Consider the following 17,533-nt stretch of genomic DNA (forward strand, 5'->3'; position numbering starts at 1 on the left):
ATGTTGTCCTATTCAGGCGCCAAGCCCTCTATCTGGAAAAAACTCGATTGGTTCACAGTAGCCATCTATCTGGTACTTATCATAGCCGGGTGGATCACTATATGCGGAGCATCATATAACTTCGATATAAATAAACTATTTCAGCCCGGCGAAAGGCCCTTTATGCAACTTATCTGGATGGGCTTTGCTGTAGTGATAGGGTTTGTTGTTATCATGATAGACTCCGATCTTATCGAGAATATCTCTCCTCTGTTTTACTTTATCATGCTGCTGGTGCTGGCGGTAACCATCTTTGTCGCGCCGGATATAAAAGGATCGCACTCTTGGCTCGTAATAGGGCCTATGCGGCTGCAACCTGCAGAGTTTGCCAAGGTATCGACGGCTTTGTTATTGGCCTGGCAGGTAAATAAATATCAATTCCAAATCAAGGGGCTGCGTAATTATAGCATTATCTTTGCAATAGTGATCACTCCTATGCTGCTTATTCTGCTACAGAGTGAAACGGGATCCGCACTCGTCTTTACGGCGATGTTTCTGGCTCTGTACCGTGAGGGTTTTTCAGGAATATTCTTGGGCATAGCCGCTTCGGCTGTGGTTTTCTTTGTGGTAGCGCTGATGCTACAGGATCAAGTATGGTGGGGGGCTACTTCGTCTGATCTTTTCATGGTAGCTACACTCATTATCTTGTTTACTCTTATTTTCATCAAAATATATTGTGAGCAGCTACCCCGCAATTTTTGGGCATGGATATCCGGTATATTATTGGCTATGGTAGCTGCATCTTTTATTGTAAATAAATTCGCTCCGTTCGATTTGGCATGGGTGGCTATAGCGGGTATAGGCGCACTCATAATATGTCTTGTTTGGCTTGCCATATCATATTATAAGGCGAAGTTCTTATTTATAGCCTTGTTTTCTCTTATGTCTGTAGGGTATTTTTATTCTATAGATTATGTATTTCATGATGTGCTACAACCCCACCAGCAGGGACGTGTCAAGGTCGCTTTGGGTATTGATGATGATATCAAGGGTAAAGGTTACAACGTAGACCAATCCAAGATCGCGATTGGCTCCGGAGGATTAATGGGTAAGGGGTTTCTACAAGGTACTCAGACCAAGCTCAACTACGTACCCGAGCAAGCTACTGACTTTATCTTCTGTACAGTGGGAGAAGAACAAGGTTTTCTGGGATCAGCCGCTCTTCTCATAACCTATGCCGTATTTATACTACGCCTCATCAGGCTTGCCGAGAGACAGACCTATATCTTCGGACGAGTCTATGGATATTCTGTTGCTTCCATCTTTCTTTTTCACCTCACCATTAATATAGGTATGGTCATCGGCCTCATACCCGTGATAGGGATACCCTTGCCCTTTTTTAGCTATGGGGGCTCATCGCTATGGGGTTTTACTATACTTCTCTTTATCTTTTTGGGTATGGATGCCCGTAGGAAGTAGTTGTAACATCGTACATACCCAATTAGAGACCGTTGCATAGCAGGCCAATTGCTTCGTTGCTTGCGAGATTCGTGCTTGGTCATTTACCTGAAGTAAACTCCCTGTGCACTCACTCTTAGCGCCTTGCACTTTACCTTCTCTGCCCGGTCAAAGTGTCTTTTGTTGGCTTTGCCTCCAAAATCCATGAGACTGTTGACTTTTGCAACAGTCTCAATTAATCGTCGAGAGTCTCTTTCCTTTTATACCACTCTGAAATTGAAAGGCGCCAATGCAAGTTTGGCAAGCTTGAAGTGTTGCTTACCGAAAGGAATGCCGATAATAGTGATACTCAACAATACACCCCCAAAAATGTGAGTAACCAGGATGGGGATGCCTGCAACGATAATCCATAGTACACTCAAAATAAGAGCGCATCCACCGGCTCCCGGCTTTTCTTCCACCTTACGACCAAAGGGGAAAAGTGCCAGCTCCGCCATCTTCATAGATTGGATCCCGAAAGGTATGCCTATGATGGTAAGCATCATTACTATTCCTCCCAAGAAATATTCAATGGCAATCATAAAACCGCCGAAGATAAACCACACGATGTTTCCTAAAATACTCATAGGTTATAGATTATAGAATTGAATTTATTAATTTTATAATTCAAGAAATTTCTCTAAAAATATTGTCATGAAGAAGTACTTTGCAGGATTGATCATTCTGACCCTTTGCAGCATGTTTGCTTTAAGGGCTGAGCGTGTGGATACCATAGCAATACATAGCAAAGCCATGCGTAAAGATATTAAAAATGTAATAATAACTCCTGACGGTATGAATAAAGCATCGGTATATCCTGTGCTGTATCTGCTCCATGGTTACGGGGGGAGGTACGATACATGGATCAATAAGATTCCCGGGGTGATGGGATTAGCGGACCAATACCAAATGATCATTGTATGTCCGGATGGCGGTGAGAGCTGGTACTTCGACAGCCCGATTGATGCAAACTACCGCTATGAAACTTATATTACGCAAGAACTTCTTCCTTATGTGGATATACACTACAATACCCGTAAAATCCGTAACGGGCGTGCCATAGCGGGGCTCAGTATGGGCGGGCATGGAGCCTTGTACCTTGCCTTTAGACATCAAGACCTATTTGGGGCTTGTGGTAGCATGAGCGGTTGTATGGATATGACCCCTTTCCCAAACAACTGGAATATTGCCAAGAGACTAGGGGTGCAGGCGAAATATCCTGAACGCTGGCGTCAAAACTCTGTGATCAATATGCTGCATTTGCTGACTCCTGACTCTCTTAAAATCATGATAGACTGCGGTACAGGTGATTTTTTTCATTCGGTCAATGCTAAGATGCACGAAGAGCTCCTTTATCACAATATCCCCCATGAGTATATCTCCCGCCCGGGCATACATGACCGCACTTATTGGTCAGAGGCTATAAAGACACAGGCGTTATTCTTTTACAATTATTTCAATAGTGCTGCCTCAAAGTAGGTGATACATTCCAACCGACATTATTCCCGCTCTTAACAATTATTTTTTTACGAAATGAAAACTCCTATCCTATATTTACTCATGCTGCCGGCGCTTTCTATGGCATCTGCTGCGAATGTGGCTGCGCCCGCGTTACAAGTGCGTCAAGAACTACATGCACAAAGAGAGAAACTCCTTTCACAGCGCCCACCGCAAGCCAAGAGGCTTTTCTATTCGGACTATGTGGAGCGCAAAATAAAAGAAGTGAAAGGCCAACTGACTAATAACTATTTGGCATGGATGTTCGAAAATTGCTTTCCCAATACGCTGGATACTACTGTCCATTTTGGAGTCAAAGACGGTAAGGAAGATACTTTTGTCTACACCGGTGACATACCTGCTATGTGGCTGCGCGATTCGTCGGCTCAGGTATGGCCTTATCTCCGTTTTGCCAATCAGGATGCCAATATCAGAAAGATGCTCAAAGGGGTTATCTTCCGTCAATATAAATGTATCCTTATAGACCCTTATGCCAACGCTTTCAATATCAAACCCGGCAAAAGTCCTTGGAGTAGTGATCTTACAGAAATGAAACCCGAGTTGCATGAGCGAAAATGGGAGATAGACTCCCTTTGCTATCCAATAAGATTGGCCTATGCCTATTGGAAAGCAACAGGAGATAGTTCCATTTTCAATCAAGACTGGATCAAAGTCATGCGACTGATTTTGCAGACCTTCAAGGAGCAACAGCGGAAACAAGATTTGGGGCCATACAAATTTCAGCGGGTTACGGAGGATCCTACTGACTCTATGGGCAATAAAGGCTGGGGTAGCCCCGTGAAGCCGGTGGGGCTTATAGCTTCGGCTTTTCGTCCGTCTGACGATGCTACTACGTTTCTTTTTCTTATCCCCTCCAATTTCTTTGCAGTGACGTCACTTAACAAAGCTGCTGATATCCTCACAGAGGTAAACGGTGACAAAAAGCTTGCATTAGAGTGCACAACACTGGCAAGTGAGGTGAAAAATGCTTTAGATAAGTATGCTGTATATCATCATCCTGAATATGGTAAGATCTATGCTTATGAGGTGGATGGTTTCGGTAATCAATTGCTGATGGATGATGCGAATGTGCCGAGCCTCATCGGTATGGCGTATTTAGAGGATGTTCCTGACGATGATCCTGTATATCTCAATACAAGGCGCTTTGTGTGGAGTGAATCCAATCCATATTTCTTTAAAGGTAAAGTAGCCGAAGGTATTGGCGGTCCCCACATAGGCTTTGATATGATATGGCCGATGAGTATTATGATGAAAGCTTTTACTTCGGATAATGATCAGGAGATAAAGCACTGTATAGAGACACTAATGCTTACTGATGCGGGTACGGGATTTATACATGAGTCTTTCCACAAAGATAATGCGGATAAGTTTACACGCCCTTGGTTTGCGTGGCAGAATTCTCTCTTTGGTGAGTTGATCCTTAAGCTCATTGACGATGGTAAGTTGGAGCTGCTCAATAGTATTACAACCAAACAAACTGCACATTGATAATCTTTTGCCGGTATTACTTCGCAATCGCGAGCACTAATAGGGAGGCTTACTACTTTGCTCTAATTTTGATGAAAGTATGAAGCTTACTTCAGAGTGTTGAAGCTAATCATTGGTGTTTAAATTTCTGCCGAAATATTCAGACGGTGTCATATTGGTAAACGAACGAAAATTTCTCAGAGCGGTAGTACGTGAACGATAACCACTGATATAAAAAGCTTCTTTGATACTCATTTCCGGCGTTTTGTTTAGCAGGGAAATAAAATCAGCTATGCGAAATTTATTAATATAAGTCGTTATGTTTTCAACCCCATTTTCATGTATTACCTTTTCTAATGTGGTACGGTTGGTAGCAAGCTCCTCTGTAATGAGGCTTAAGGAAAGATTGGGGTTGCGCCATGCTTGTTTATCCATCATATATCGCTCCAAAAGAATAAACAGTTTATTAGCATGATTTACGTTCTCCCTTTTTATGATATTCTGTTCAATTGCTATTTTTCTACTTATATTAGGAGCCATTATATCTTCGTTAGTCACCTTCTTGCCTACTATACGATAAATCAACTCCATGTAAAGCCTGAGAGCTGTCAATGCTATTGTAATATGAAAATAGATGATAGTGATGACCGTTGTATGATAAGCTAAAATCAGTAAATAGCTAAGTACATCTATGATCCCGCTTATGACGTATATTCTGATCCATGTCCTATCTGTATTGCTGTACTTGCTGGTGTAGGGTATATAAAATATTAAGAAGACAGGCAAACACAGTATAAGGCATAGAAAAATACGAAATATTGCGTCAAACTCAAGGTAATGGGGTAGTATTGCTATAATGCTGGAATACTCCGGATATACCACACCAAGGAGTAGTGTAATCTTGTAAAAAATCAATATCACTGCCACTGGTGTATACAATAAAAGAAGCCTTTTGAAATTCATCCATCCCGGAGATATTACCTCTATGGGATATATAGTATAGGATAGAATCATAAACAAAGCCAAGGATAGCATGGGCACACTCATGACCGGAGCTTGATATACTCCATTCATATTGTCTATAAGGCGTGGTATGTAGTTTAATACAGAGATAAATAAAATAACACAGAGTATTATTCGGGAACGATCTCCACTCTTACGAAAGGCAAGCAGTGTGGCGGAGGAGAGAAACATGACAATTAGAGCAGTATATACTGTAGCTATAAGAAATTGTTCAACCATGTTATTTCGTTTTGAGAGATAAAGATAGGAAATGAATGATATAAGATAGTAAGTTTCATAAATGGAAATCAATGTTCCATCTGTGCTATTGCAAAAATGAAACGCATATTTGTAATATTGATACAATTAAAAGTAATTGACCGAAATTCTCAACATCTATATTTGTATTGTAATGTATAGTATCACTAAAATATAAATTTAAAATTATGAAGAGAATTACCAATGCTTTTACATTCCCTATTGTTATGTGTTTAACAATATTCATGGCAATTATTTCGGGATGTACCAAAGATGATGATCAGAGCAATGGCGAAAAGATTGCTCCCCTGTGGGAGGCTGGTAGCATAAGGAACAAGATTGTGACTATCAGCGATCTGCACGTAGGTATTGACGATAGGTATTCGGAAACAGTAAGGAATCGTCCTTTACTCATTGATTTTCTCAAACGACTTCAAAAGACAAAAGATGTGCGTGAATTAGTGATTATAGGTGATTTTCTTGATTCGTGGTATCTACCTGTGTTTTATCCTACTTACACTGATGAAGAACTGTTCTATAAGGGTGTTATTGCCAACAATCAGAAGCTTATAGACGAATTCAAGCAGGTTATAAATAGTGGTATCAAATTGGTTTATGTTATAGGAAACCATGACATGACTTTAGAGCAAAAAACACTACAGGATGCCATCCCCGGTATTGTACAGCCAAGCCAAGGTGCTAGAGGTTTGGCCACTTACTATACCGGAGACCGAAAAGAAATAGCGATTGAGCACGGGCATCGCTACGATGTGTTCTCTGCTCCTGATCGTGTGTCTAACAAAGAATTATGTGGAAACGACAATACAATCCTGCCTGCCGGGTACTTTTATGCCCGCTATGCTGCCACTTGGGTAGTAGAGGGTAAGCCAACCGTAGAAAAGAAATATCCCCTAGTGAATAAAGTACCTGACAAGGATGATATTGATCAAAGTGGAGCGTATGCTTATTATTCATTATTGGCAAAGGTGTCGAAACGATTCACTCCTAAGGAGGGGCTTAATGAGAAGATATTCAAGATGCATATTGCAGGATTCAATGACGATTACAGTTATCTTGATTTCTATCCTCAAGAACAACCTGATGGTACAATTTCCGGGAAATTATTTAAGAATATTCAGCGTACGTGGGGAACTCGTCAGGAGCAGAACAAGGTAAAGAAGCCGAATACCTTTCTTTCTGCAATATCCGGAACAATAAACTGGGATTATTATTTCGAACAAGCCAGGGTGCAGTATCTCGAAAATAGCAACGAGAATGTAAATGTTGTAGTATTTGGTCATACACATGTTCCTACTCTCAAAAAGTTAACTAACGGAAAATATTATGTCAATGATGGTACATGGGTCGACGATAATACGGATTACCCTGAAGCTACTCGAACCTTCGCAGTCATTACTACTGGAGACAAGAATACAGTGGGACTTTACATGTACGAAAAAAATGGTAATATTACCAATATAGGGAGTGGTGCCAAATAAACCTGAAAATATTTATATCTGATCCTCTGAAATCGGATGTACAGTCAGGATGTCTTCTTTGAAGATAAAAAGTAATATGGAAATAAGTGAAGTTGAATGTAACGTTCTCATTCTCCTGTTTAATTTCTTTATTTATATATCAAAACCGCCTGCCGGAGGATCCCCAGCAGGCGGTTTAAGAATTGATGTGGCTTTTGATAACGGCTATTAGATTTGATATTCATTGAGTATTACCGGATTTAGGAGAAGTAATTAACTCTATCTCTCACGAAGAGCAAACTTTCTTTATAGTCCCGGTAAAAAGATGTCATCTAAATGTACGTTATCATAGTTCAAGTTGGTCTCTTAGCAATAAATTCTATACATAGGCCTCATCTTGTAAAAGTGTATCTGCACCACCGTCTTTAGTCCTGATATTTACTCAGAGATGAGACTATAAAGCAAAAAAAGCTATGCATGTTTTGTGCATAGCTTTTTGACTTAATTTTTCTAGGGTGGGCCCAATAGGATTCGAACCTATGACCCTCTGCTTGTAAGGCAGATGCTCTAAACCAGCTGAGCTATAGGCCCTAAATTTTGAGAAGTTATCGTATCTCAGATTTTAATGATATTGTTGAAAAGGAGTGGGCCCAATAGGATTCGAACCTATGACCCTCTGCTTGTAAGGCAGATGCTCTAAACCAGCTGAGCTATAGGCCCCTTAATCAATTAATATCGTCAAAGTATATTTGCTTCTCAAATATGGTTGCAAAGGTATATGATTTTTCTGAATTTGCAATAGCCCGGGCAAAAAAACTAAGAACTTTAATTCAATTTCCTGTAAATATTAGCTTGTTTAAGCTGAGACACCGTTGCCAATCAAAATATACCCAGTTAAAAGGGGCTAAATATTTTCGTAACAATACCTCCGATTAATCAAAAGAATGTTTCATAACCATGTTATTAATGTGTATATTTTATTAAATAATAGTCTCATGTAAATTAATTTTGAATAAAGGCGTGTCTATAGATTTAATTACTAAATTTGTGCCGTCAAATGCATAAGGAAAAAGTAATCTTTATTCTTGTGAAAGTAAAGGTTACGCACATATGAGAGAACAAAAAATATCAACCTATGAAATGTAAACACGTCTACCTTTTGTTGATGCTCTTTGTAGGAGCATTGACCTTTCAGATGAAAGCGCAAAAGTCGGAGGTAACAATTAAAGGAAAAATTGTTGACTCCAAAACACAAGAACCTATCATTGGAGCGAGCGTTCAGATTGCCGGCACTACTACCGGAGCGCAAAGTGATCTTGATGGTGCCTTTGTGCTAAAATTAGCTCCTAATTCAAAATTAAAAATTTCTTACATTGGATACGTAACCAAAGAGATTACGGTGACAAAAAGCGAAACGGTAGTAATCTCTCTCGTGGAGAGTGCTATTTCGCTCAATGAGGTTGTGCTCATTGGTTATGGTAAAGTTAAGAAAGGAGATTTATCCGCATCTGTGGCTACCGTGTCCAATATCGGACAACTCAAGGAAAGACCTATCCAAGGTGTGGAGGAGATGCTTCAGGGCCAAATACCCGGTGTCACAGTAGTGTCGCAAGGAGGCCATCTTGATTCCAAGCCTGCCATTACTATCAGGGGTATGGGATCCAGAGCAGAGGAAAAACCTTTGTTTGTTGTGGATGGAGTACCCAATGCTCCATTTAATATAGGTGATGTCGTTTCTATGACAGTATTGAAGGATACTGCTTCTGCTGCGATTTACGGAGCATATGCCGGATCGGCCGGTGTCATCATAGTAACAACCAAAAGAGCTTCAGAAGGCAAACCTACATTCCAATATAATATGGTGACAGGGGTATCTAAGGCTACCAACCTGCCACAATCCCTTACAATAGGAGACTGTTGCACGAGAATTGCCCTTTTAATATTGCCTATATCGCTGGATATCATTATATTTGAATATTAAACCAGTAGTCAAAACAGTCTCTATGAGTAAGGAAAAGAACACCAATGCCGCATCTTTTGCAGAACTAGCAGTAGAACGTCGTCGCCAAGCCACCAAAAACAACTTTTTGCATCAGATTGACACCATTGTAGATTGGCGTCCCATCTCCAACTTGCTCAACAAACATTGTCTTAAGGGAGACACCCCATTGGGCGCTGCCTCTTACCGCCCCATTATGCTCTTCAAGATCCTGCTCTTAGAGACTTGGTACGCTCTCTCAGATCGTCAAGTAGAAGAGCGAATCAACGATTCCCTCACATGGAGTGCCTTCCTGGGCCTGACGATGGACTTTGTTTCTCCCGATCACTCCACCATCTGTCGCTTCCGGCAAGAACTTATAGAGAAAGGCTTAATGGCAAAGCTATTCAAGCTTCTCAACAAGCAACTCAAACAACATGGCATCATGGAGATCAAAGAGGGCGCCATTGTGGACGCAAGTATTGTTGACAGCCCCAACAAACCAACGGGAGGGCTTCAAATTGTGATCTGCGATGATCGGGAGGATACTCGTAGCGATCAAGAGAAAGAGGCTGAAGAAGAATACCAAGTCAAAGTCTGCTCAAGCAAACCCGGCGTAGATGAAGAGGCTCGTTGGGTGAAGAAATGCAATGAATATAGATACGGTTACAAGAAGCACATCTTAACAGACACCAAGGGACTAATACATGAAGTAATCACCACAGCGGCTAACGTGGCAGATACGACACAAATCATACCTCTGTTGGAGCAGGCTCAACTCCCCCAAGAGACAATGATATTAGCGGACAAAGGGTACACATCCAAGAAAAACAGAGGTTATCTGTGCGACCACAACTTGATAGATGGCATCATGCACAAAGCAGTCAAAGGTATGCCACTGACGGATGGTAAAAAGCAATTGAATAGACTGATCAGTTCCATGCGATGGCAGATAGAGCGTAGCTTTGGTAGCATTATACGATGGTTTCATGGTGGACGATGTCGCTACCGAGGAATTGCTAAAACGCATTATCAGAACCTCATTGAGTCTTTGGCGTACAATCTCAAACGTGCGCCAAAGCTACTTATGCAACAAAACGTAAACTAGACTCTACTTGAGGGGCACTGACCCCTCAAGAGGCTCAAAAATGAGCTAAATCAAGAAAGTTAGAATCAAAATTCCTTCGTCTGTTCACTAAAATCGGGCGGAAAACGGCTCGTTTTATGTCTCTGTGTCTCGATCCGACTTTTTCAACAGTCTCAATAGATGAGGAGCGTAGAGTACGTGCTACGGCACTCGGTGGAGTAAACAAACTCCCTGACGGATGGGATCCCAATAAAAATCCATACATAGCAGAAACCCGTACAGACTGGATCAAAGCTATTTTTCGCAATGCTATGTTTCAGCGACACAATATGTCTCTTTCCGGCGGTACGGAGACATTCAATAACCTCGTGTCATTTGAGTACAGTAATAAGAATGGCACCTTGCTCAATACTTATAATAGGGAGTGGACCACTCGTTTGAATTCTATGTACAAACTCAGCGATCACATACGTGTGCGTGAAGATCTTACATGGCAAAAGAATCAACTGCGCGATGCTAATACCTACAGTGCAGAATCGGGTGTAATCTTATCTGCACTCATGATGCCCAGAAATGCTGAGGTATATGCCCCGGACGGATCATTTGGCGGTACAGCCCCCAGTGATAAAGCTTACATAACCAAGTATGGCAGCAACTTTGCCGATATTCACGGTGATGTTATCAACCCTGTCAGAACGCTCACGGCAGGCCTTTTCGAAAACCACCATTCTACAATCTCGTCTTCCACATTCCTTGATATCATGGAGCCGATAAGGGGGCTTAACTTCACATCTCGGTTTACATATCAACTTGAGAACTATTTCGACAAAAAGTTCTCACCCAAACGTCTGGAGCCGGGCAAGCCGTTTGATAGGAACTTCATGGGGTATTCTACTTTCCGAACCACCAATTGGAGTACAGAGAATACCATCACTTACGAGCGTATTTTTAATAAGAACAGCGTAAGCCTCATGGCATCTACTACAGCTTCCGAAGCCAAATACAGAGACTTCTCTGCATCTGCTGAAGGTTTCTACAACGAAGATCCTTCTTTGATCTATTTTGGTCAAGCCGGCAAATTCAATCCGGCCAAAGATGGTTTTTGGCTCGATCGTAATCTTTCATTTGTAGTTAGAGCTTCATATAGTTATGATAATAAGTATTTCTTTTCTGGTTCATGGCGCCGTGACTATGCCGGCAGGTTACCCAAAGGGCGTAAGTATGGTGATTTCCCATCAGCAACCTTGGCATGGAAGCTTTCATCAGAACCTTTCATGAAAGATATGGAAGCTTTGAATTTATTGAAGTTCCGCATGAGTTGGGGACGTATTGGTAACTTAGGCTCCATCGGTATGGGATATGGATACCCACTACTCCAAAACTATCGTATAGGTGATGGTGACATAGCAGGACAGGTAGGCAATCCTCCTTATCTTGTGTTGGGTAAATACGTGGCAGAAGGTTATAACCCTAATCTTACATGGGAAACATCAGAGCAAACCAACTTCGGTATTGACTTAGGATTGTTTGATAACAGACTCTCTTTGACAATGGATTATTTTATCAAAAACACCAAAGATCTGATCAAGAAACAGGATGCAGGCTGGTCACACAGTATCGGGTATGATCCGCAACTTGTAAATGACGGAAAGATCAGAAACTCCGGCTTTGAAATGTCGGCCAACTGGAGCGATAAAGTAGGAGCTTTGAAATATTGGGTTGGAGGAAACTTCGCCACCTTGAAGAATAAGGTAATCAGTATGGGACAAACAAACTCTCCGGATGACAAGGTAATTTGGACTGATGGCGGTAAGTTCAAAGATTTACGCCCCTTCCAAACAGAGGTCGGCCAGCCTATCTACTCATTCTTCCTGGTCAAAAACTCAGGTGTATTTACAACCAAACAGGAAATTGACAGCTATGTGGACAAGGATGGTAAAAAAATCCAACCCAAAGCTCAGATAGGAGACCTGAAATTTGTGGATGAGAATGGCGATGGCAAGATCAGCAATGCCGATCGTGTTTATATGGGTAATGCTATGCCTAAGCTTACTTATGCTCTCTCAGGCGGTGTTTCATACAAAAACTTTACTTTCAGTATGATGCTTCAAGGGGTTGCCGGCGTAAAAATATTTAATGCTTACAAATATCTTACTCTTAACGAATCTCAAGGAAGCTTTAACAGATCCAGAGATATACTCAAAGCTCTTGACGGACCCAATAAAGCCGTTCCTCGGATTACAGCAGATGATCCCAATGAGAACTTTACTACGCCTTCTGATTTCTATCTGGAAAAAGGCGATTATCTCCGTATCAAAAATATAACATTGGGATATTCCCTCACGGATCTTGTCAGGAAAATGTCGCTCTTTAGTACTCGTAATAGCACGCTTGATCTCACATTCAGCATTGACAATGTGGCTACGTTTACTTCATATAGCGGTATCGACCCCGAAGTAGGTGGTACAGGTATCGATGCCGGTCAGTACCCTATATCACGTACTTTCTCAATTGGTCTTAAACTCAACTACTAATTTGCAATAACCAATGAAAACAAAAAATATAATCATAACATTAGGGTTGGTATTGACTTCATTGAGCATGAACTCTTGCTCCGATTGGTTAGACCCACAACCCGAAGGAACACCCAATGCCAAAAACTTTTGGAAAACAGACAAAGACTTTAGTGATGCCATAGATGCTGTGTATGCTAATTTGAGTATGGAAGAAACATGGGGACGTGACCTCTTCTGGGAGCAAGGAGCGTCGGACGATATTTTCTATAGCCGTAAGAGAGGCGCTACGCAGATGAACCTTGCCAATTTGACGATGAATGGCTCTACCGAAAGCAATCTCAAGGATATTTATCAGGCTTTGTATCAGATGAATTCACGTGCTAATAGAGTTGTTCTTAATGCCCTAAAGTTGTCTTCTCCATCTGATCGCATCAAGATGCATCTGGGCGAAGCCTATTTTATGAGAGCTTTCTCTCACTTCATGATAGCTTATCGCTATGGAAGACCTGACAATGGTGTTCCTTTTGATAAATATGAAGATTATAAAGAGTATGTCGATGGCAAAATACCCCAGCAGCGTAAGTCTGTAGTGGAGAATTATGAACTGATCATCCAGGATCTTGACAAAGCGATCTCCATGTTGCCTGCCTTTGATCAGACGGCTCCCGCCGATTACGGTAGAGCTACCAAAGATGCTGCTATAGCACTCAAAGTAAAAGTATATGCCTACTGGGCTCAATACGACTCTAAGAAGTGGAGCGAGATTCCAGCATTGGTAGATAAGTTGGAAAACGAATGTCATCGTGCTCTTCTGCCCAAATTTGCCGATGTGTTTTCCACAGAGCATGAATGGAGCAAGGAATATATATTTTCCGTCAATTCTGATGCAAAAAACTATGCGGGAAGTATACTGCCGGGTATTATGCTCGATAATAAAGGTTGGGGACGTTACAATGGATGGGGTAATTTCAAACCTACTCTCGAACTTTGGGCTGAATACAGCGACAAAGATCAAAGACGTGCTACCACTATACTTCAGTACGGAGATGAGTTTACATTCTTCGGCGAGAAAAGAAAATTTTTCTCTTCTACTGACCTTGAGTGTGGATTTCACTTCAATAAGTATATGGAGCCATTTAAATACGGAACGATCAATAACAAGGGTGCGGGGATCTCTGACAAGGTCTCCAATAATGGTAACCGTCCTACAACAGACCTCAATGTCCCTATCATGCGATTTGCGGAAATGCTTCTTTTCAAAGCTGAAGCTCTTATTGAAACCGGTAAGGGTGCTGAAGCTGCTAAAGTACTCAATCGCATCACTACCCGTGCAGGACTCGGTGATGTCTATACCAATGCCACTATGCACGACCTTATGCATGAGAGAAGATGTGAGCTTGCAGGCGAGTTTACTGATCGGGTACATGATCTCAAAAGATGGTCGGTCAAATACCCCGAAGCTCGTGAGAGACTTGAAGCTGCAAAGCATGGTATTAAATATGTCAATAGATCGAACCCTAACTCAGAAATCGATACTGTGAATGGAAAAGCCATGCTTATTAATGGAAAAACATATAAAGGAGTTATTGAGATTATGCCTGCGAAGAAGTATGATGCAGAAAAGGCCTGCGTGTTTCCTTATTCACCCGAAGAGATTAAGCGCTCCATGGGTGCCTTGAAACAAAACAAAGGCTATTGAGATGTGTAATATTTAATTTAAGCAATAGTATATTTTGCATATCCAAAGCTCTCTATCAAGGGGGCTTTGGATAAAAGATATATAGGTTTCGTCTCTGACATTATCCGTATCTACGTATGACCAAAATGAAAAGAATGCTTTTATTCCTGATGCTATCGATGATCTGTCGCATAGGCATTTATAGTCAAAATAACCTTATCCGGTATGTAAACCCTTTTATTGGAACGGATTTTCATGGACATACTTATCCTGGAGCCACAGCTCCTTTGGGAGGAGTCCAATTAGGTCCGGATACTCGTATATCCGATTGGGATGCTTGCTCCGGATATCATTATTCTGACTCTACTATAATTGGGTTTTCTCATACTCATTTGAGTGGTACGGGGTGTGTTGATCTTGGTGATATCCTTATTTACCCTCTGCAAAATCAGGGTACGGAGAAGACTCTCCTAATGCCTCCTTTGAAATTCAGCCATAACAATGAAACAGCTTCGCCGGGGTATTACTCCGTGATGCTCGACAATGGGATTAGGGCTGAACTCACTGCAACCATGCGGAGCGGTGTACATCGGTATACCTATCCTTCTTCGAAGAACAAAAACTTGATTATAGATCTCATTCATTCTTTGGGAAAAGATAAAATCTATGATGCTCAATTGGAAGTCAAAAATGGAATTTTGGAAGGCTTTCGCATTACTAACGGTTGGGTGGATCCGCAGCCCGTCTACTTCTCCGCTCGTCTATCAAAACCTATAAGTAACTTTAGTATTTTTAAGTCGGGTGTACCTGTAAAGGGGACTAAAGCTCGTGGAGATTCACTGCAAATAATAATTAATTTTCCTGATGACTCCGTGCGTACCATTGAGCTGCAAGTGGGCATTTCACTGGTCAGCGTAGAGGAGGCTCGGCGCAATAGAGAACAGGAGTGTGGTTCTAAAACATTTGACAAAATACTTGCAGATACACGCCTATCGTGGAATCATGAATTATTGCGCATCCGTATCCAAAAGGGTAGTGATAAGGATAAAACCATTTTTTACACCTCGCTTTATCACGCCATGGTTACTCCCAATGTGATCAGTGATGTATCCGGTAAATACCGTTTGGGAGATCAGGTGTTTTCAACGATGAATAAGGATCATAAAGTATACTCTACCTTTTCTCTTTGGGATACATATAGAGCATGGAATCCTTTGATGACTATTATAAACCCTGATCTCACGGCTGATATGATACGATCCATGCTTGCAATGTATAAAGTAAAAGGAGAACTTCCGATATGGCCTCTTTCTACAGGCGAAACTCATACGATGATCGGGTACCATGCCGTGTCGGTCATAGCTGATGCCTATCTCAGAGGAATCAGAGGATTTGATGCTGACCTTGCTTTGGAGGCGATGATAAAGTCATCTGATATAAACAAAAAAGGGTCGGACTATTACATTAAATATGGTTTTATCCCGTCTGATCTGAAGCGAGAATCTGTTTCATGCACATTGGAGTATGCTTATGATGACTGGTGTATAGCACGTATGGCGGCATCTATGGGGCGCAATGATGTCGCTGATCGATATTATCGCAGAGCTTACAATTATGTTCATTTGTTTGATGGATACTCAGGATTCTTTAGGGGGAAGAGACTTGATGGTAATTGGGAGCCCAATTTAGATCCGTATGAAATAAGTCGTGACTTCACCGAAGCCAACGCATGGCAATATCGTTTCTATGTCCCACATGATATAAAAGGTCTTACTAATCTTTTCGGAGGAAAGAGCGCAATGATACAAGCTCTGGATAGTTTGTTCAGTACTACTTCCGCCGTGAAAGGTGACTTGCAGGATATTACCGGTATGATAGGGCAATATGCTCACGGCAATGAACCCAGCCATCACATAGCCTACCTTTATGCTTGTTTGGGGCAGCCTTGGAAAACGCAAGAAATCACCCGTCGTATACTTCGTGAGATGTATTCGGATCAACCTGATGGCATCATTGGTAATGAGGATTGCGGACAAATGTCAGCATGGTACATATTATCTTCTTTAGGATTCTATCCCGTATGTCCCGGCAGTGGCGAGTTTGTCATTACAACTCCTTTATTCGAAAAAGCAGTCGTGAAATTGCCCCATGGGAAAGAATTAGTCATTACGGCTAATGACCCTGAGCATCATGTCTATATCCAAGAAGTACGGCTCAATGGAGAAACAATCCGCGGAAATACATTACACTATGATGTTCTGATAAAGGGAGGGAAGCTGGAGTATATTCTTAGCGACAAACCTGTCGTCTCTTCTGAGACAAACACACATGGGGTGTATAGCCTCACACATATTGATCAGGTATCTATACCTTATGCTCAGGAGGACACTTATCTTTTTGTCGACTCTATAGCCATACATTTGGGATGTTCCACTCCGGGTGCAGCAATATATTACACGCTGGACGGTTCCGCTCCCACAGATAAAAGTCCTCTTTATACCTCTGCGCTCAAACTCAATGGCTCTGCTACCCTCAAAGCCCGAGCTTATCTCAAAGGAAGTAAGCCCTCGGAGTTACTGACACTACAAGCAGTACGTGCCGTACTTATGCCCGGCAGTTCTCTAAAAATGAAAAATAACGGGGTAAACTACAGCTATTACGAGGGTGCATGCTCTTCGGTAAAAGATATCGCCCATTGCAATCTTGTGAAAAAAGGAGTGATGTCATATCCATCTATTGCCGATGCTCCCAGAGAAGATAAGTTTGCTTACGTATTCCACGGGTATATCTATATAGATCGTGATGGTGTATATGACTTTCAAACTCAATCCGATGACGGCAGTGTGCTTTCTATCAATGGTACAGAAGTCGTCAATAATGATGGTTCACACAGTTTCATCACTGCTACGGGGCGCATAGCTCTTGCTCGTGGCTATCATAGCTATGAGATTAAGTATTTTGAGGACTATGAAGGTCAGGGTTTCGCTTGGTTTTATAAACGTAAAGAGGCGCACACATTCACTCCTATACCCTCACGTATTTTGTATATCGAATAAATCTGTTATTCATAATAAA

12 protein-coding genes and 2 tRNA genes are annotated in these 17,533 nt (G+C 41.6%); 10 read left to right on the forward strand and 4 right to left on the reverse strand.

Features of this window, described 5'->3' with window-relative positions:
• Entirely contained in the window at positions 1-1,458 is a 1,458-nt protein-coding gene (gene rodA, locus VYJ22_RS01865) for a rod shape-determining protein RodA (protein WP_329904706.1), read from the forward strand.
• A 239-nt stretch (positions 1,459-1,697) separates the two neighbouring features.
• Here rodA and VYJ22_RS01870 read toward each other — a convergent pair whose 3' ends face one another.
• Complete coding sequence (locus VYJ22_RS01870) at positions 1,698-2,063, reverse strand: YccF domain-containing protein (protein WP_329904707.1); 366 nt, start codon at positions 2,061-2,063, stop codon at positions 1,698-1,700.
• A gap of 67 nt (positions 2,064-2,130) precedes the next feature.
• On the opposite strand from VYJ22_RS01870, the gene VYJ22_RS01875 reads away from it, so the two are divergent.
• Both VYJ22_RS01875 and VYJ22_RS01880 read left to right on the forward strand, forming a co-directional pair.
• Positions 2,131-2,955, forward strand: coding sequence for an alpha/beta hydrolase (locus tag VYJ22_RS01875; protein WP_329904709.1), 825 nt, complete (start codon positions 2,131-2,133; stop codon positions 2,953-2,955).
• Positions 2,956-3,009: 54 nt separating this feature from the next.
• Entirely contained in the window at positions 3,010-4,482 is a 1,473-nt protein-coding gene (locus VYJ22_RS01880; protein ID WP_329904710.1) for a glycoside hydrolase family 125 protein, read from the forward strand.
• A gap of 105 nt (positions 4,483-4,587) precedes the next feature.
• On the opposite strand, the gene VYJ22_RS01885 is transcribed toward VYJ22_RS01880, so the two are convergent.
• Positions 4,588-5,703, reverse strand: a complete 1,116-nt coding sequence (locus VYJ22_RS01885; protein ID WP_329904711.1) for an AraC family transcriptional regulator — start codon at positions 5,701-5,703, stop codon at positions 4,588-4,590.
• Between the two features lie 206 nt (positions 5,704-5,909).
• On the opposite strand from VYJ22_RS01885, the gene VYJ22_RS01890 reads away from it, so the two are divergent.
• Positions 5,910-7,220 (forward strand): metallophosphoesterase, encoded by a 1,311-nt coding sequence (locus tag VYJ22_RS01890; RefSeq protein ID WP_329904712.1) that lies wholly within the window; start codon positions 5,910-5,912, stop codon positions 7,218-7,220.
• A gap of 76 nt (positions 7,221-7,296) precedes the next feature.
• On the forward strand, positions 7,297-7,431 hold the full coding sequence (locus tag VYJ22_RS01895) for a hypothetical protein (RefSeq protein ID WP_329904713.1): 135 nt from the start codon (positions 7,297-7,299) through the stop codon (positions 7,429-7,431).
• Between the two features lie 284 nt (positions 7,432-7,715).
• Here VYJ22_RS01895 and VYJ22_RS01900 read toward each other — a convergent pair.
• Both VYJ22_RS01900 and VYJ22_RS01905 read right to left on the reverse strand, forming a co-directional pair.
• Positions 7,716-7,790, reverse strand: a tRNA-Val gene (locus VYJ22_RS01900).
• 54 nt (positions 7,791-7,844) lie between these two features.
• Positions 7,845-7,919 (reverse strand) — tRNA-Val (locus VYJ22_RS01905).
• A gap of 415 nt (positions 7,920-8,334) precedes the next feature.
• On the opposite strand from VYJ22_RS01905, the gene VYJ22_RS01910 reads away from it, so the two are divergent.
• The 5 genes from VYJ22_RS01910 to VYJ22_RS01930 all read left to right on the forward strand — a co-directional run bounded on the left by VYJ22_RS01910 (position 8,335) and on the right by VYJ22_RS01930 (position 17,514).
• A complete protein-coding gene (locus VYJ22_RS01910) occupies positions 8,335-9,180 on the forward strand; it encodes a carboxypeptidase-like regulatory domain-containing protein (RefSeq protein WP_329904715.1) in 846 nt (281 codons plus the stop codon).
• Between the two features lie 22 nt (positions 9,181-9,202).
• A complete protein-coding gene (locus tag VYJ22_RS01915) occupies positions 9,203-10,285 on the forward strand; it encodes an IS5 family transposase (protein WP_329904717.1) in 1,083 nt (360 codons plus the stop codon).
• Between the two features lie 116 nt (positions 10,286-10,401).
• Entirely contained in the window at positions 10,402-12,798 is a 2,397-nt protein-coding gene (locus VYJ22_RS01920; protein ID WP_329904718.1) for a SusC/RagA family TonB-linked outer membrane protein, read from the forward strand.
• A 13-nt stretch (positions 12,799-12,811) separates the two neighbouring features.
• Positions 12,812-14,479 carry a RagB/SusD family nutrient uptake outer membrane protein gene (locus VYJ22_RS01925; RefSeq protein WP_329904719.1) on the forward strand — a complete coding sequence of 556 codons (1,668 nt, stop codon included), beginning with the start codon at positions 12,812-12,814 and terminating at the stop codon, positions 14,477-14,479.
• Positions 14,480-14,595: 116 nt separating this feature from the next.
• Positions 14,596-17,514 (forward strand): GH92 family glycosyl hydrolase, encoded by a 2,919-nt coding sequence (locus tag VYJ22_RS01930; RefSeq protein WP_329904720.1) that lies wholly within the window; start codon positions 14,596-14,598, stop codon positions 17,512-17,514.
• The last annotated feature ends 19 nt before the right edge of the window (positions 17,515-17,533 follow it).

It is taken from the genome of Porphyromonas pogonae (genome assembly GCF_036320655.1).
In the GTDB taxonomy this organism is placed as follows: Bacteria; Bacteroidota; Bacteroidia; order Bacteroidales; family Porphyromonadaceae; genus Porphyromonas; species Porphyromonas pogonae.

Bases quoted from the DNA above. Each gene is read 5' to 3' on its own strand.
- VYJ22_RS01875 (WP_329904709.1), top strand. From the start codon at position 2,131: ATGAAGAAGTACTTTGCAGGATTGATCATTCTGACCCTTTGCAGCATG.
- VYJ22_RS01870 (WP_329904707.1), bottom strand. From the start codon at position 2,063: ATGAGTATTTTAGGAAACATCGTGTGGTTTATCTTCGGCGGTTTTATG.
- VYJ22_RS01920 (WP_329904718.1), top strand. From the start codon at position 10,402: ATGTCTCTGTGTCTCGATCCGACTTTTTCAACAGTCTCAATAGATGAG.
- VYJ22_RS01880 (WP_329904710.1), top strand. From the start codon at position 3,010: ATGAAAACTCCTATCCTATATTTACTCATGCTGCCGGCGCTTTCTATG.
- VYJ22_RS01890 (WP_329904712.1), top strand. From the start codon at position 5,910: ATGAAGAGAATTACCAATGCTTTTACATTCCCTATTGTTATGTGTTTA.
- VYJ22_RS01930 (WP_329904720.1), top strand. From the start codon at position 14,596: ATGACCAAAATGAAAAGAATGCTTTTATTCCTGATGCTATCGATGATC.
- VYJ22_RS01885 (WP_329904711.1), bottom strand. From the start codon at position 5,703: ATGGTTGAACAATTTCTTATAGCTACAGTATATACTGCTCTAATTGTC.
- VYJ22_RS01895 (WP_329904713.1), top strand. From the start codon at position 7,297: ATGGAAATAAGTGAAGTTGAATGTAACGTTCTCATTCTCCTGTTTAAT.
- rodA (WP_329904706.1), top strand. From the start codon at position 1: ATGTTGTCCTATTCAGGCGCCAAGCCCTCTATCTGGAAAAAACTCGAT.
- VYJ22_RS01925 (WP_329904719.1), top strand. From the start codon at position 12,812: ATGAAAACAAAAAATATAATCATAACATTAGGGTTGGTATTGACTTCA.
- VYJ22_RS01910 (WP_329904715.1), top strand. From the start codon at position 8,335: ATGAAATGTAAACACGTCTACCTTTTGTTGATGCTCTTTGTAGGAGCA.
- VYJ22_RS01915 (WP_329904717.1), top strand. From the start codon at position 9,203: ATGAGTAAGGAAAAGAACACCAATGCCGCATCTTTTGCAGAACTAGCA.